This window comes from Stenotrophomonas sp. CS3K5 (genome assembly GCF_059515225.1).
Window position 1 is genome coordinate 231,438 of record NZ_JCAKRX010000003.1, and the last position, 13,795, is coordinate 245,232.

Genomic DNA, 13,795 nt, shown 5'->3' on the forward strand with positions numbered 1-13,795 from the left:
GAATCAACCTGTGAGACACGGACACTAGATAATGGCGGCGCCTCACCTTGGCAAGTCATTGGACCTCCCTCGCCCGCGTGCTAGCGTTGCGCGGCTGCTGATACCCCCTTACCCATGCTCAGACATCTTTCGATCAAGGATTTCGCCGTCGTCCGCGCCACCGAACTGGAGTTCGGGCCCGGCATGACCGTCGTTTCAGGCGAGACCGGCGCCGGCAAGTCGCTGATGGTCGACGCACTGGGCTTCCTGTCCGGGCTGCGCGCCGACAGCGGCGTGGTCCGCCACGGCGCGGCCCGTGCCGAGCTCTCGGCCGAGTTCGCGCTGGATCAGCTGCAGGCCGCGCGCCAGTGGTTGGCCGACAACGAGCTGGACGATGAGGAGCAATGCCAGCTGCGCCGGGTGATCCGCGCCGACGGCGGCTCGCGGTCCTGGATCAACGGCCGTCCGGTCACCCTCGCACAGCTGGCCGACCTGGCCGGGTTGCTGGTCGAAATCCACGGCCAGCATGAGCAGCAGGCGCTGCTGACTCGACCGTCGCAGCTGGCCCTGCTCGACGCCTATGCCGGCAACGAGGCCGAGCGCCGCCAGGTGCGCCGTGCCGCCGCGGCCTGGCAGGCGCTGGTCGACGAATCGCTGGCGCTGTCGCAACAGGGCGACGTCAGTGACCGGATCGGCTTCCTGGAGCACCAGCTGCGCGAGCTGGACCGCGAGGACCTGGAACCGGAGTCGATTGCCGCGCTGGGCGCCAGCCATCGCCGCCAGGCGCATGCCAGCGCGCTGCTGAGCGCCTGCCAGGCGGCCAGCAACCAGCTCAACGGCGACGACGGCAACTCCGCGCTGGACCTGCTGCAGCAGGTGCGCCACGAACTGTCGCGGCTGATCGAACACGACCCACGCCTGGGCGAGGTGGACGGCCTGATCGACAACGCCTCGATCCAGCTGCACGAAGCCCTGTCGCTGCTGGACCGGGTGCACGATGACCTCGACGCCGACCCCGAGCAGTTCGAGGAGAACGAGCGCCGCCTCGGCCGCCTGCACGACCTGGCGCGCAAGCACCGCGTGCCGATGGACGAGCTGGGCGCGCAGCGCGAACGCATGCACGCCGAAGTGGAACAGCTGCGCGGCGCCGATGAGCGCCTGCAGCGGCTGGCCGGCGAGATCGACAAGGCCGTGGCGGCCTGGCGGGTGCAGGCCGAGCTGCTGACCACCAGCCGGCGCAAGGCCGCCGCCGAGCTGTCTGCCACCACCACTGGCATCATTGCCGAGCTGGGCATGGGCGGCGGCCAGTTCCTGATCGAACTGGAGCCGCAGGATTCTGGCAAGCCCGATCCACAGGGTGCGGAGCGCGTGGAGTTTCTGGTCGCTGCCAACGCCGGCCAGCCGCCGCGCGCCCTGCGCAAGGTGGCCTCGGGCGGTGAGCTGTCACGCATTTCGCTGGCCATCGAAGTGGCCGCGCTGGATCTGGATGCGGTACCGACCATGGTGTTTGACGAAGTGGATTCGGGCATCGGTGGCGCGGTGGCCGACATCGTCGGCCAGAAGCTGCGCGCACTGGGCGAGAAGCGCCAGGTACTGTGCGTGACCCACCTGCCGCAGGTCGCCTCCAAGGGCCATGCACATTACCGGGTCAGCAAGGCGCCGGTGGAAGGCATGACCCAGAGCGCGGTGGAGAAGCTGGACAACAAGGCCCGCGAGGAAGAACTGGCGCGCATGCTCGGTGGGGTGGAAGTGAGCAAGGAAGCACGCGCCGCCGCCCGCAAGCTGCTGCAGGTGTAACGCCGGCCGAGCCGAGCATAGGCTCGGCTCTACAACCGCCCCCCCAAACGAAACCGACATGTAGAGCCGAGCCCACGCTCGGCTACGCGCACCGGCGCGGCGCATATCACCCCAACGGCCGCGCCAGGTCGACGTGCTCCACCAGGAAATCCAGGAACGCGCGCACCCGCAGCGGCAGATAGCCGCCCTGCCCCAGGAACACCGCGTGCACCTCTTCCAGGTCGCCGGGGTTGGCCGCTTCCAACACCGGCAGCAGGCGCCCGGCAGCGATGTCGGCCTGCACCTGGAACGCTGCCAGCCGTGCCAGCCCCAGACCGCCCAGCACCAGCTGGCGCAGCGCATCGCCATTGCTGGCGCGGGCGTTGCCACTGGGCAGCAGCATCCTCTCGCGACCGTCCTGCAGCAGCGGCCAGCCCTGCATCGCGCGCGCATGGCCGATATCCAGCCGGTTGTGCGACTGCAGCGCCTCGACGTCGGCCGGCAGGCCGTGGCGCTGCGCATAGGCCGGTGCGGCCACAATCATCATCCGCGTCGCCCCAAGCCGCCGCGCCACCAGGCTGGAGCTCTTCAGCGGCCCGGCCCGCACCGCCACGTCGGTACGCTGCTCCAGCAGATCGATCACCTCGTCATTGAGGGTCAGGTCCACGCCCACCCGCGGGTTGCCGTCAAGGAAGCGCGGTAGCAGCGGCAGCAGAAAATGCTGGCCAAACGGCACGTTGGAATTGACCCGCAGCCGCCCACGCGGCTCGGCATGGGCGCTGGCGCAGCGCTCGGCCTCGTCCAGGTCGGCCAGCACGCGCAGGCCGCGCTCGTAGAACGCGCAGCCTTCCGGGGTCAGCTGCAGTTGCCGGGTGGACCGCTGCAGCAGGCGCGTACCCAGCCGCTGCTCCAGCCGCGCCACCAGCTTGCTGACCGCCGACGGTGTCATGTCCAGCGTTCGGGCGGCGGCGGAGAAGCCACCGGTCTCGATCACCCGCACGAACACTTCCAGTTCGCCGGATCGGTTGATGTCGGAGCGTGCCATGGCGATGAAATCAATTCACAGATGATTATCCCTACGCAGTCTAGTTCACAGATGAGTCTGGAATCACCATGCCGCCATTCCACACGGGATCGCCCGATGAACCGCCTCCCCCAGTTCACTGCCACCACCCTGCTCGCGCTGTCCGGCGCCACCAGCGCCGCCCCCGCCCCACACTGGGTCGCCAGCTGGCAGGCCAGCCCGCAACCGGTGTGGGACGCCGATTTCCTGTTCCCGACCCTGGTGCCGGAGACACTGCAGGACCAGACCTTCCGCCAGACCGCGCGCATCAGCCTGGGCGGCACGCGCCTACGCATCCGGCTGAGCAATGCCTATGGCACGCAGCCGCTGCGAATCGGTGGCGCCAGCGTGGCGTCGCAGCCAGGTGCAACACCGCAGCCGCTCAGTTTCGACGGCCAGCCCGGCGCGTTGATCGGCCCCGGCCAGGAACGGTTGAGCGACCCGCTGGCACTGGTCACGGACAACCGCCAGGCATTGCAGGTGAGCGTCTTTGTGCCTGGGCCGACAGCGGTTCGCACCTTCCACTGGGACGGCCGCCAGACCAGCTGGATCGCCCCCGGCGACCAGAGCCGGGCACGCGACCTCAGCGATGCCACCGCCACCACAGCCCGGCTGTTCCTGACCGGCATCGATGTCGAAGCGCCGGCCAGCGCACGCAGCGTCGTGATCATCGGCGATTCGATCACCGACGGCGCGACCGCCAGCCTGGACCAGGACCAGCGCTGGACCGACCACCTGGCCGTACGGCTGGCGCCGCGTGGCGTGGCGGTGATCAATGCCGGAATCTCCGGCGGCCGCCTGCTGAGCGACGGCATGGGGGAATCCGCACGGGCCCGCTTCCAGCGCGATGTGCTGGATCAGCCCGGGGTGGCCAGCGTGATCGTGCTGATCGGCATCAACGACATCAGCTGGCCCGGCACGGCCTTCGCCCGGCGGCAGGCCCGGCCCACGCTGGCGCAGCTGCAGGCCGGCTACCGTGACCTGGCCGCGCGGGCACATCGACGGGGCCTGCGCATTCTGGGGGCGACCCTGCCACCGTTCGCCGGCGCCCTGCCCGGCACGCCGCTGGACGACTACTACCACCCGGACAAGGACGCGCTGCGCCGGCAGCTCAATGCCTGGCTGCGCGCGAGCAGCCCGTTCGATGCGGTGATCGACCTCGACGCTGCCCTGCACGACCCGGCCGATCCGTCGCGGATGGCCGCCGCCCATGACGCCGGCGACCACCTGCACCCAGGCGACGCCGGCAACCGGGCGATGGCCGAGGCGGTGGATCTGGACGCCCTGCTTGGAAGTCAGGGGTCGGCCGGGGTCAGATCCCTTTGCGCCTAGCAAAGAGCTCTGACCCCACCAACAAAAACCCCGGGCAAGCCCGGGGTTTCGTCGCATCTGGCTGGCCGGAACGGCCTACTTGCGCTTCTTGCGCACGTACAGCACCAGCGAGTGTTCTTCCAGCTCGTAGCCGTGATCTGCGGCGATCTTGCGCTGCAGCTCCTCGATCTCGTGGCTTTCGAACTCGATGATCTTGCCGCTGTCGACGTCGACCATGTGGTCGTGGTGGCCGCCGCGGTCCAGCTCGTAGACGGCCTGACCGCCTTCGAAGTTGTGCTTGAGCACGAGGCCGGCGGCCTCGAACTGGGTCAGCACGCGGTAGACCGTCGCCAGCCCGATCTCGTCGCCGTGCTCCAGCAGCTGGCGGTAGATGTCTTCGGCGGTCATGTGGTGCTGGGCATTGCGCTGCTCGAGCAGCGCCAGGATCCGCATCCGCGGATGGGTCACCTTCAGGCCGACTTTGCGCAGGTCGTGGGTTTCCATAGGTCTCCGTTCATTGGCGATTTAGCGCCAGCTGCCTCGGATTGGGTCGCGGTGGCACGCCGGGAGTGTATCATCGGTTCGATTTCCCCAACCGCCATTCCCGATGCGCAATCTTCTGCTGGTCGCCGCCGTCGCCCTGTCCACCACCGGGTGCGGCATCATCTACAAGCAACCCATCTATCAGGGCAACCTGATCCGGGAAGATGCCGTGGCCAAGCTGCAGGTCGGGCAGAGCAAGCAGCAGGTCACCGCGCTGCTGGGTACCCCGTCCATTCCCGATCCGTTCCACGCCCAGCGCTGGGACTACACCGCCAGCCAGCGCGTGAACCGTCTGGGCCGTACCGAAGTGAAGAACTTCGTGGTGTTCTTCGAGAACGACAGCGTCACCCGCTGGGAAGGCGACTACTTCCCGGGCAACGACAAGGCCCTGGCCGGGCAGACCGTGCGCCAGTTCGGCCGCAACCTGCCGAAAGACAAGAAGAAGAAGGGCCGCTGAGGCCCCTGTCCGTCGGCAAGGACGGGGTGCGCCAATCAACCGCCGAGCGCGCGACGCCGGCGGTTGTCCTTGGGATCGGCCAGCAACGGGCGCAGCAGCTCGATGCGATCGCCATCCAGCAGCGGCTGCTGCGGACGTGCCAGCACGCCATGTACAGCCACCGCCGGGCAATCGGCACTGCCTTCCAGCCCAGCCGCCGCAACGGCATCGGCCACGGTCGCGCCCTCACCCAGCTGCAGACGGCGCGACAGCACCCGGGTTGGCCACGCCAGCACCACCTCGACCTCGATCATCGCTCAGCCTTCGTCGGCCACGCGGACGAAATCGTTGACCATGCGATCGGCCAGCCCCTGGAAACCGATCGCCAGTGCCGGCCCCAGCAGTCGTGAGCTGGGTTCGAACTCCAGAGTCAGGGTGACCTTGCAGGCATCTTCGGCCAGAGCGTGGAATTCCCAGCGGCCGTGCAGCTGCTTGAACGGGCCATCGCGCAGCTGCATATCGATGCTGTGCGGGCGCTGCAGGGTGTTTTCGGTCTGGAACCAGGTACTGAACGAGCCCAGGCCCAGGTCCAGGCGCGCCACCAGCCGGTCCTCGCCCTGCTCCAGGATCTGGGCAGCCGAGCACCAGCGGAAGCGGTGCGGATAGGCCTGGACGTCGTTGACCAGGTCGAACATGCGCGCGGCCGAATGTTCGACCAGGGCGCTGCGGCGGATAGTAGGCATGAATACAGGACGTTTCGGCAATCGACTGGGCGGGCCCGAATCGGAGACAATACGGAAATGAGCAAGAACAGCGGCAAGGATAAAGCAAAGAGCGCGACGGCCACCAAGACCATCGCGTTGAACAAGCGTGCCCGCCACGAGTACCACATCGAAGAGCGCTTCGAGGCCGGCCTGGCCCTGCAGGGCTGGGAGGTGAAATCGATCCGTGCCGGCCGCGGCAACATCATCGACGCCTACGCCTACGTGAAGCGCGGCGAGATCTACCTGATCGGCGCCCAGATCACCCCGTTGATCCAGGCCTCCACCCACGTGGTGGCCGAAGACCGCCGCGAGCGCAAGCTGCTGCTGCACCGGAACGAGATCGACAAGCTGATCGGCAAGGTCGAGCGCGATGGCTACACGATCGTGCCCACCGCGATGTACTGGAGCAAGAACAAGATCAAGCTCGAGATCGCGCTGGCCAAGGGCAAGCAGAACCACGACAAGCGCGATGCCGCCAAGGACCGCGACTGGGCGATCGAGAAGCAGCGCGTGATGCGTCGCGGCAACCGCGACGCGTAAGCAGCTTCGCATCACCCCGGTAGAGTCGAGCTCGCTCGACTGCCCTGGCCTTCTGAAGAGCCGAGCCATGCTCGGCTGCCCTGGCTTTCTATGGAGCCGAGCCATGCTCGGCTTCGGCGAAGTAGCAGTCGAGCAAGCTCGACTTTACGGGCCGGTCATCCCGCCAGCATGCCCTGCCCGCGCAGGCGCGGCGCCAGCGCGGCGTGCATCACCGCCAGGTGCATGACCACCGCCAGCTCCGGCGCATGGCGGTCATCGCCGGACCGCCACTGCTGTGCCAGGTGCGCTGCGTCGGCCGGCAACAGCGCCAGCAACTGGGCGTCATCCAGCGCATCGGCAGCGCCCTGCAGCTGTCGCGCCAACTGGCGCGATTGCAGCACGTGCACGCCGATGCTGAGGCTGGCCAACGACATCAGGACCACGGCCAGCCCGTGTTCGAACCACTGCGCCAGCACCTCCGGCCCCCACAACAGTGCGGCCATCACCGCCAGTGCCGGCAGACGCCAGCCCAGCCAGTGCGTGCGGCCGCGCTGCGGCCAATGCACCACCACCGCGCTGGCCACCAGGGCTGCCGCTGCCGTTGCCGGCAATTCGGTCAACGCGGTGGCCGCCAGCAGCACGCCCAGCACGGCCCACACCCAGCCGGGGGGCAGCGCCCGCCGCTGGTAGTCAGCGCCGACCGGGCCGACCAGCTGTCGCAGGCTGCGTTGTTGGCTTGCCTCGATCACCCACACTCTCCGTGTCCGTCCTGGCCTGAATCGTGATGGCCAGTGTGTCGCAAATTCGTGCCAGGGAGGTTAGCAATCCGCTATGACCGTGGCTCTACAACGAGTTGCGGATTGCCAGAAGCCACCCGGCCTGCGGATACCCATGCCAGAGCTGACACTCAAGGCGCCCCGTCCTTGCTGGCGCTGCAGGCAGACGCCGCCGCCTGCAACAGGCGCCCGGCCTGCAGCGGCGGCGCCGATTCGGTGGCAGGAAAGGCGGCAGCCAGCGCCTTGGCTGCGCGATCGGCGTGCGGCTGCACGTACCAGGCCGACGCCACTGGCAGCGCCTGTCCCCGCACCCGCTGCTCGAACCGGTACTGGCCCCAGTAGATGGCCAACGGCTCCTCCAGTGCATTGAGCGGATTGGGCAACGCCAGCGCAGCCGGACATGCCCCAACGAATGCGTCGGCCAGCGCCCGCCGCTGCGTCAGCGGCTGTCCCGCCGAAAGGTAGTGGCTGTACTCGTGCATCACGATGGGTGCCCAGTCGTCTTCGGTCTCGAAGGTCGAAAACAGCAGGATGTAGCCGCCGCGCAGCTTGGCCTGGGTCCGCCCCGCCTCCGGCCACCAGACGAAGCGGACCTGGAAGGCAGGCGAGTCATCCACGTGGAAGAACGCCTTCATCTGTTCGGCCAGGTCCACCACCGCAGGCGCGGCCAGTTGCCGGACCAGCGCGGCCTGCTGCGCCGCGAAGGGTGCCTGCGCCGCCAGCAGCTGTGCCGCACGCGGTGCGAAGTGCGCGTAGTACTGCCGCAGCAGCCGCTGATCTTTCCCGTCCAGCCCGGCAAGGGCCGCGACTACGCCTGCATCGAAGGTCCGAGCGGCAAGGAAATGGCGCGAATAGGGATCGCCGGTGCGGGTGTCGGCCCCCGCGAACAGGCGGTCAGCAGGTGCAGCCGACTCCACCTCATCGCGCGCGAGCGGCGACGTACGCTGCCGGAAGGCTGCATAGCCGGCCAGCAGCGCCCGATCCTGATCATCCAGCCCGAAGCGGCGCTGCCACTCCTTCTGGTACACCGACGAGGTGTATCCGGGCAGCCAGTCCGGCAGGTTGTCCAGCAGATTGAACAGATCCAGCGCCGGGCTGTAACCGACCTCCACCGAGTAAGGGCGTTCGGCAGCCTGGAGCGCGCACCACGGCATCGCCAGCAGGCAGGCGAGCACGGTGAGCGCGCCACGGAATCGCAGAGTGCGGAAGCTGAAGCGCACGGGAAGGGTTCAGCGGCAAAGGGCGTTGGCCGATTCGATCACGCCACCGGTGCTTCCACAACGTGCCAAGCGGCAGGGGCGGAGGCGCGAGGCGCTGGCCCCCATTTCCGCAAGCCGGCCCTGCCAGGCCCAGGCCCGACGCCCGCACGTGACTGTTCAGCAGGATTGCCGTAACATTCGCAGCGTTGGGCAGGCCCTGCCCGTGGCGACACGGAATCGGCCCTGTACCTTGCAGCACTGTAGAAACCGGGGGTGCATTGGTTTCGACGGGGGTTGTGAAGTCGCCTGGCGCATGCCGAGGGGGTAGCTTTCCTCGTAAATCCAGCTGCAAAACTCTAGTTGCCAACGACGACAACTACGCTCTGGCCGCTTAAGGCCTAAGCCTCGAAACCGCTTGTGTCCATGCTCGCGGTGTAGAGTCACTATCATGGAATCGCGCTGGACGGCTGCCTGTCAGTCCGGCACTAGAACACAACAGGCTGGTTCCCGGATGCGCTTTGCGCGCCGTGCTGTTCGGGGACGAGATCCAACGGCGAGCTAAGCATGTAGTGCTGGGGATGGAGTGCCTTCGGACGGCGGTTCAATTCCGCCCACCTCCACCAACGAACGGTCCGACAAGGACCGGAGAAGCCCGGAAACCCATTTGCAGTTTGGGTTTCCGGGCTTTTTTACTTTACAGCGCTCCGCCTGCCCACTTATTGCTCCCGCGTGAGCCGGAGGTTCCCGTCTGACGGGGTCGTCGAACGGTAGGACTGTCGATCACCGGCAGCAAGCGTAAGGTTCTGCGAAGTGGAAATGTTCGCGCAGAGCCCACCACCGGTCGACAGCTTCAGGAAGTACGAGCCTGGAGCAACGTAAAGGGTCGCAGCTTCGGACTGCCGCAGGGCGATGATCTTCACGTTGTTCAGCGAGATGTCGTGGGTGCAGCCTGATCCCAGAAATCCCTTGTCGCGGGCCACGTAGATGGTCGCCGTGCGCTCCGGTGAGGGCGACAGATAGGCATTGTCATAGATCCGGTCGGCGGGGACCGCCTTCGCCGTGGTATCGGTGACCGGAACGGTTGAGCAGGCTGAAACGGTTGCAGCGACGAGAACTACCGCGCAGAGCGCCAGCATTGGGTTACGCATTCTCTACCTCCCCTTGTGGTGCGGAGATTCTAGCGTGACGGCCTTCTGAACGTACCCGTGAAAATGCAACCTGCCGTGCGGACATCCAGAAACCCACGCGCAGCATGGGTTTCCGGGCTTTTCTCTTGCCCGCTTGAACGGCCTACCGGTACTGCGTATGGCACGAACCGCAGCGCAGCGTGACCTGCTTCTTGGTCATCTGGCTGCCGGCAATGATGACCGCACCCACGGTTGAGCGCGGATCATTGATGACCGCCTTTTCAATGGACCCATCGGGCCACATGAAGGTGACGGTATCGCCGGCCTTGATCGAGCCCAGGCCGTGCGCGAGACGGTGCTGGCCGATCATCTCGAACATGCCCGCCTGCCGGATCTCGACCATCTCCGACACATTGACGTTCTTGACGTTGTTGAGATTGCGGTAAAGCGCATCACCGCCGTTGATGATCTTGGTGCCCTTCAATGCCAGGGCGACGCCTGGAACCAGTACCTCCACCAGCAACACCTTCCGCAGGGTCCTTCCCTTCATTTCATCGTTCTTGATTGCGCAATGATCTCGTCGGCCCGCTCGCGGGCCCGCTGCATCTGCTCCGGCGCCAGCACTTCGTTGCTGTACAGCGCCTCGACCGAGTCGTAACCGCACATGCCCGAACGGCACAGGCGATTCAACATCGGCGACTGCGCATCACAGGGCACGCCCTTGCGGCAACCTGCCAGCATCCATGCGGCTTCTTCTACAGCCGTTCCCACCTTGTACGGCTTCATCTGCTCGATGCGCAGGGAGGCGCCTTCTCCCATCATCGCCGCCAGCGCCATGTAGGCCTCGCCGTCCTCCTGGGTCAGCACCGCTTCGACGAACGTCTTGTGATCGTCGATTGAAAGATTCTGGTCGGCACGATGAAGGCCGGGCGCGGCCGCTTCGATCTGCGCAGCAAGATTGCCCTGCTTCACCGCCAGCGCCTGGTAGTGCTTGACGTTGCGGATGGCGGCCACCACGTCGGTGGACATGCCCTCGCAACGGCGCTTGAACCACGCACCGCTACGCTCGATGGCACGCTTCCTGGCCTGCGGGATATCGAGCTGCGCCAGCGATCCGGCATCAGGAATCACTGCACAGTCATCGTAGATCCGGCTCAGCATGAAGCTGGCATCCGCATCGCCGCCCTTGGACAGGAACTCAAGGTCGGCTATCAGCGGCTGAACCTGTGGTGCGCTGTAGTACTTTGCATAACTGGTGGGGACAGAGCGCCCGCCCTCGGTGTTGGTGCCTGCGATTTGTGTGGCTGAGATGGCCGTTGCCTGGGGGGCAGCGGCTGCATCCGTGGCTTCAGAGGGGCGCTTGTCGTTCGTGCATGCCGACGCCGCCAATCCCAGCGTCAGTGCCAGCAGCGTCCTGCTGCAGCGAACCCGTGCCCGCTTCCCACGTAGTCGTCGCAAGATCATCATCCTGATGTGAAGGAACGACGCACTCTAGAGAGGCTGCACCACGCGCACAAGCGCATGCACGGCAGACCGTGCGCCGTAGTTTCCGCATGCGAACGCGCACAGGCTTCATCGACCGGTGTCGCGTGAGCATGTGGCGCTGCGATGCAACGCACTCAATCCCAGGGGCAACACCGCACCCGAGCGGATGCACCGTCTGACCTGACCTAGAGCCAGCGCGGTACGCGCCTGCAGAAGGCTGCATAGGCACCGGGGAAGCGCGCCGACAACACGCGTTCCTCGGGCAGGATCTGAAAGCGCGTGATGTACACGACAAACAGGGGTAGCGCCAACAGCGCGCGCGGATCCTGCAGGTAAAGCATGGCGCCGATCAGGACCAGCGCCTGCCCCAGGTACATGGGATTGCGCGTATGCCGGTACACGCCGTGCGTGACCAGCGCGCTGGCCGCCTGCGGCCGCAGAGGATTGACCGTGGTACCGGCGCGCCGGAACGCCAGCTTCGGCAGCAGATTCAACGCCACGCCGGTAGCCATCACTGCCGGCGGAACCAGTGCCGGACCCGCTGCGGACCCGGTCCACGGGCTTCCCCATCTACTGGCGGCAAGACCTGCCATCGCGCATGCCAGCATCACCAGCGGTGGGGGAATCCGGGTTTCCAGCCATCTCATCGGCATTGCCTGTCGGCGTCCATTCACTTCAGTGTCACACACCGGTGCGCCAATCGCCCGGCAGCCACTGCCCCGTTGTTCGAGGCGTCCGCCCGGATATTCCGCTTTGACAGGCCGGCCGCTAAAGTGGCGCCACCGCGCAGGAGGATCGTATGGCTACCACGGGCTTGGGCTTCATCGGCCGCACGACCCTCATCATTACCGTGCTGCTCGGCCTGGGCGGCTGCGCGACGCTGCGCCAGTTCGGGCCATCGGTGCAGGTCGCCTCGGTCACGCCGGGCCAGTACATCGCGCTCAAGCGCGGCGACATCCTCACCACCGGCAAGCTCAGCTCGGCAACGATGGAAACGCTGCGCGTGGCCGGGCTCGACGAAGGTGTCTGTGCCAAGCCTGGCCTGCCCTGCATCGAGGCGATGGAAGGCAGCATCGTGGTGCGCGAGGAAGACAAGCGCTCCAGCCTGGCCGAGCTGTGGCTGCAGTACGCCATGACCCTGCCGGCGCCGAAGCGCGAATACTCGGCCTCAGGCCGCGCCAAGACTGCCGTCACTGAACTGGATGCTGAATTCCAGCCGCGCCTGGATGCCTGGATGCAGGTTGCGCGGCAGGCCTACGCGTACCTGTTCTTCACCGAGCGCACCGCCAACCAGCGCGGCTTCGAAGACCGCCAGACCCAGGTACGCGACTACTACAATCTGGCCGTGCAGGAAGCCTCGGTGCAGTTGTACAACGCCTACGCCACCGGACGCGTGCGCAACGATGCCAGCCATTTCCAGCTGGGCCGCTGGACCTTCGTACTGGCGCCGGCCGATGAAGCCTCACCGCTGGATACCCGCACCCCGACCGAGCTGGTACCGGCCGCGTCGCTGTCTTTCACCGGCACCCTGCGCAGCGTGCACCGCCGCGACGGCTTCGGTGCCGAGCTGGTGGCGGTGATGGACGATTCCGATGCCAGCATCGCGCCTGCCGCCGCCGGGGCTTCAACGGCGCCGGCACAGCGCAGCTGGAGCGAGATGCCCTCGCCATCGATGAGCGTCCTGCTGCGCTTCTCGGGGAAGAATCTCTGGGAAGTGCTGCATGATGATTCGCCGGAACTGGAGATCCACGATCCTTACCAGGTCTCCGAAGTCACCCTGCACGGCCAGCAGGTGCCGCTGGCAGCCAACTTCACCGCAGGCTACGCACTGTGGCTGGCGCGCTCGAACTTCAGCCACCAGTCGCTGCGCTCGCTGTTCGGCGGCAAGGGCGGCATCGACACGCCGCATCTGTACATGATGCAGCCGTACGACCCGAACCGCCGCGTGCTGTTGATGATCCATGGCCTGGCCAGCAGCCCGGAAGCCTGGGTGAACGTTGCCAACGAACTGATGCGCGATGATGAGATCCGCCGCGACTTCCAGGTCTGGCAGTTCTACTACCCGACCAACATGCCCATCGCGATGAGCCACGATGCGATGCGCCACACGTTGGCCGAAGTGTTCCAGCACTTCGACCCGGGTGCCAAGGCGCAGGCGTCCCACGACATGGTGCTGGTCGGCCACAGCATGGGCGGGGTGATCGCGCGGCTGATGGTCTCTTCCTCCGGCGACCATCTGGTCGATACCCTGCTTGCCACTGCACAGATGACGCCGGCCCAGCGCGAACTGCTGCGCACCAAGGGCGCTCCGGTGCTGACGTTCGTGCCGGAGCCGGAAGTATCGCGGGTGGTGTTCATCGCCACTCCGCATCGTGGCACCGACGTGGCCGGCACCCGCCTCGGGCGCTGGATCGGGCGTCTGGTCCGGCTGCCGTTGACCGTGCTGGAGGACGTCACCACGCTGGCCAACGATGGCCAGATCGATCGCAACGATGGCAAGCACGGCTACCAGATGAACAGCATCCAGAACCTGGACAAGGATGACCCGTTCGTGCGCGCGGTGGCCGATCTGCCGATGTCACCGAAGGTGCGCTACCACTCCATCATCGCCCGCGCCAAGGCCGAGGGCCCGCTGGAGAAAACCGATGATGGGCTGGTGCCGTACTGGAGCTCGCACCTGCCGCGTGCGGATTCGGAAAAGGTGATCGTGTCCGGCCACAGCGTGCAGGAAGCCACGCCGGCCATCGTCGAGCTGCGCCGCATCCTGCATGAGGACATGCAGGCGCATGGGCGGGGCAGCAACTAGCCGCCCCCTGC

15 protein-coding genes and 1 other RNA gene are annotated in these 13,795 nt (G+C 66.6%); 6 read left to right on the top strand and 10 right to left on the bottom strand.

Annotated features, from left to right (window positions below):
- Window positions 1-114 precede the first annotated feature (114 nt).
- Window positions 115-1,776 carry a DNA repair protein RecN gene (gene recN, locus AC5YGJ_RS06065; protein ID WP_409461246.1) on the top strand — a complete coding sequence of 554 codons (1,662 nt, stop codon included), beginning with the start codon at window positions 115-117 and terminating at the stop codon, window positions 1,774-1,776.
- A 106-nt stretch (window positions 1,777-1,882) separates the two neighbouring features.
- Here the strand turns inward: recN and AC5YGJ_RS06070 are convergent, their stop codons facing one another.
- Window positions 1,883-2,800, bottom strand: a complete 918-nt coding sequence (locus AC5YGJ_RS06070; protein WP_496186064.1) for a LysR family transcriptional regulator — start codon at window positions 2,798-2,800, stop codon at window positions 1,883-1,885.
- Between the two features lie 96 nt (window positions 2,801-2,896).
- On the opposite strand from AC5YGJ_RS06070, the gene AC5YGJ_RS06075 reads away from it, so the two are divergent.
- On the top strand, window positions 2,897-4,150 hold the full coding sequence (locus AC5YGJ_RS06075) for an SGNH/GDSL hydrolase family protein (protein WP_496186065.1): 1,254 nt from the start codon (window positions 2,897-2,899) through the stop codon (window positions 4,148-4,150).
- 75 nt (window positions 4,151-4,225) lie between these two features.
- Here the strand turns inward: AC5YGJ_RS06075 and fur are convergent, their stop codons facing one another.
- Window positions 4,226-4,633 carry a ferric iron uptake transcriptional regulator gene (gene fur / locus AC5YGJ_RS06080; protein ID WP_005409235.1) on the bottom strand — a complete coding sequence of 136 codons (408 nt, stop codon included), beginning with the start codon at window positions 4,631-4,633 and terminating at the stop codon, window positions 4,226-4,228.
- 103 nt (window positions 4,634-4,736) lie between these two features.
- Between fur and AC5YGJ_RS06085 the strand changes: the two genes are divergently transcribed.
- Complete coding sequence (locus AC5YGJ_RS06085; protein WP_249844305.1) at window positions 4,737-5,129, top strand: outer membrane protein assembly factor BamE; 393 nt, start codon at window positions 4,737-4,739, stop codon at window positions 5,127-5,129.
- A gap of 35 nt (window positions 5,130-5,164) precedes the next feature.
- Here the strand turns inward: AC5YGJ_RS06085 and AC5YGJ_RS06090 are convergent, their stop codons facing one another.
- Window positions 5,165-5,422: an RnfH family protein gene (locus tag AC5YGJ_RS06090; protein ID WP_496186066.1), complete on the bottom strand. Its 258-nt coding sequence runs from the start codon at window positions 5,420-5,422 to the stop codon at window positions 5,165-5,167.
- A 3-nt stretch (window positions 5,423-5,425) separates the two neighbouring features.
- The gene (locus tag AC5YGJ_RS06095; protein ID WP_107232724.1) at window positions 5,426-5,851 is read right to left on the bottom strand and encodes a type II toxin-antitoxin system RatA family toxin; all 426 of its coding nucleotides are present in this window, start codon (window positions 5,849-5,851) and stop codon (window positions 5,426-5,428) included.
- A 57-nt stretch (window positions 5,852-5,908) separates the two neighbouring features.
- Here AC5YGJ_RS06095 and smpB point away from each other — a divergent pair, with 57 nt between their 5' ends.
- Window positions 5,909-6,412 (top strand): SsrA-binding protein SmpB, encoded by a 504-nt coding sequence (smpB, locus tag AC5YGJ_RS06100; RefSeq protein ID WP_249844307.1) that lies wholly within the window; start codon window positions 5,909-5,911, stop codon window positions 6,410-6,412.
- A 155-nt stretch (window positions 6,413-6,567) separates the two neighbouring features.
- Here the strand turns inward: smpB and AC5YGJ_RS06105 are convergent, their stop codons facing one another.
- Together AC5YGJ_RS06105 and AC5YGJ_RS06110 are read right to left on the bottom strand one after the other, a co-directional pair.
- Window positions 6,568-7,140 carry a hypothetical protein gene (locus tag AC5YGJ_RS06105; protein ID WP_249844308.1) on the bottom strand — a complete coding sequence of 191 codons (573 nt, stop codon included), beginning with the start codon at window positions 7,138-7,140 and terminating at the stop codon, window positions 6,568-6,570.
- A 158-nt stretch (window positions 7,141-7,298) separates the two neighbouring features.
- A complete protein-coding gene (locus tag AC5YGJ_RS06110; RefSeq protein ID WP_496186067.1) occupies window positions 7,299-8,387 on the bottom strand; it encodes a hypothetical protein in 1,089 nt (362 codons plus the stop codon).
- 248 nt (window positions 8,388-8,635) lie between these two features.
- Here AC5YGJ_RS06110 and ssrA point away from each other — a divergent pair.
- Window positions 8,636-8,989: a transfer-messenger RNA gene (gene ssrA, locus AC5YGJ_RS06115) on the top strand.
- Between the two features lie 93 nt (window positions 8,990-9,082).
- On the opposite strand, the gene AC5YGJ_RS06120 is transcribed toward ssrA, so the two are convergent.
- The 4 genes from AC5YGJ_RS06120 to AC5YGJ_RS06135 all read right to left on the bottom strand — a co-directional run bounded on the left by AC5YGJ_RS06120 (window position 9,083) and on the right by AC5YGJ_RS06135 (window position 11,625).
- A complete protein-coding gene (locus tag AC5YGJ_RS06120) occupies window positions 9,083-9,514 on the bottom strand; it encodes a hypothetical protein (protein ID WP_496186068.1) in 432 nt (143 codons plus the stop codon).
- A gap of 142 nt (window positions 9,515-9,656) precedes the next feature.
- Window positions 9,657-10,043 carry a hypothetical protein gene (locus AC5YGJ_RS06125; protein WP_496186069.1) on the bottom strand — a complete coding sequence of 129 codons (387 nt, stop codon included), beginning with the start codon at window positions 10,041-10,043 and terminating at the stop codon, window positions 9,657-9,659.
- Window positions 10,040-10,951, bottom strand: a complete 912-nt coding sequence (locus tag AC5YGJ_RS06130; RefSeq protein ID WP_496186070.1) for a hypothetical protein — start codon at window positions 10,949-10,951, stop codon at window positions 10,040-10,042. The genes AC5YGJ_RS06125 and AC5YGJ_RS06130 overlap by 4 nt, the downstream gene beginning before the upstream one ends.
- A 212-nt stretch (window positions 10,952-11,163) precedes the next feature.
- Complete coding sequence (locus AC5YGJ_RS06135) at window positions 11,164-11,625, bottom strand: methyltransferase family protein (RefSeq protein ID WP_496186071.1); 462 nt, start codon at window positions 11,623-11,625, stop codon at window positions 11,164-11,166.
- A gap of 152 nt (window positions 11,626-11,777) precedes the next feature.
- Between AC5YGJ_RS06135 and AC5YGJ_RS06140 the strand changes: the two genes are divergently transcribed.
- The gene (locus AC5YGJ_RS06140; protein ID WP_496186072.1) at window positions 11,778-13,784 is read left to right on the top strand and encodes an esterase/lipase family protein; all 2,007 of its coding nucleotides are present in this window, start codon (window positions 11,778-11,780) and stop codon (window positions 13,782-13,784) included.
- Window positions 13,785-13,795 lie beyond the last annotated feature (11 nt).

What these genes read in the sequence shown, in the direction of transcription:
- recN (WP_409461246.1), top strand. Translation starts at nt 115, where the DNA reads ATGCTCAGACATCTTTCGATCAAGGATTTCGCCGTCGTCCGCGCCACC.
- AC5YGJ_RS06070 (WP_496186064.1), bottom strand. Translation starts at nt 2,800, where the DNA reads ATGGCACGCTCCGACATCAACCGATCCGGCGAACTGGAAGTGTTCGTG.
- AC5YGJ_RS06075 (WP_496186065.1), top strand. Translation starts at nt 2,897, where the DNA reads ATGAACCGCCTCCCCCAGTTCACTGCCACCACCCTGCTCGCGCTGTCC.
- fur (WP_005409235.1), bottom strand. Translation starts at nt 4,633, where the DNA reads ATGGAAACCCACGACCTGCGCAAAGTCGGCCTGAAGGTGACCCATCCG.
- AC5YGJ_RS06085 (WP_249844305.1), top strand. Translation starts at nt 4,737, where the DNA reads ATGCGCAATCTTCTGCTGGTCGCCGCCGTCGCCCTGTCCACCACCGGG.
- AC5YGJ_RS06090 (WP_496186066.1), bottom strand. Translation starts at nt 5,422, where the DNA reads ATGATCGAGGTCGAGGTGGTGCTGGCGTGGCCAACCCGGGTGCTGTCG.
- AC5YGJ_RS06095 (WP_107232724.1), bottom strand. Translation starts at nt 5,851, where the DNA reads ATGCCTACTATCCGCCGCAGCGCCCTGGTCGAACATTCGGCCGCGCGC.
- smpB (WP_249844307.1), top strand. Translation starts at nt 5,909, where the DNA reads ATGAGCAAGAACAGCGGCAAGGATAAAGCAAAGAGCGCGACGGCCACC.
- AC5YGJ_RS06120 (WP_496186068.1), bottom strand. Translation starts at nt 9,514, where the DNA reads ATGCGTAACCCAATGCTGGCGCTCTGCGCGGTAGTTCTCGTCGCTGCA.
- AC5YGJ_RS06125 (WP_496186069.1), bottom strand. Translation starts at nt 10,043, where the DNA reads ATGAAGGGAAGGACCCTGCGGAAGGTGTTGCTGGTGGAGGTACTGGTT.
- AC5YGJ_RS06135 (WP_496186071.1), bottom strand. Translation starts at nt 11,625, where the DNA reads ATGAGATGGCTGGAAACCCGGATTCCCCCACCGCTGGTGATGCTGGCA.
- AC5YGJ_RS06140 (WP_496186072.1), top strand. Translation starts at nt 11,778, where the DNA reads ATGGCTACCACGGGCTTGGGCTTCATCGGCCGCACGACCCTCATCATT.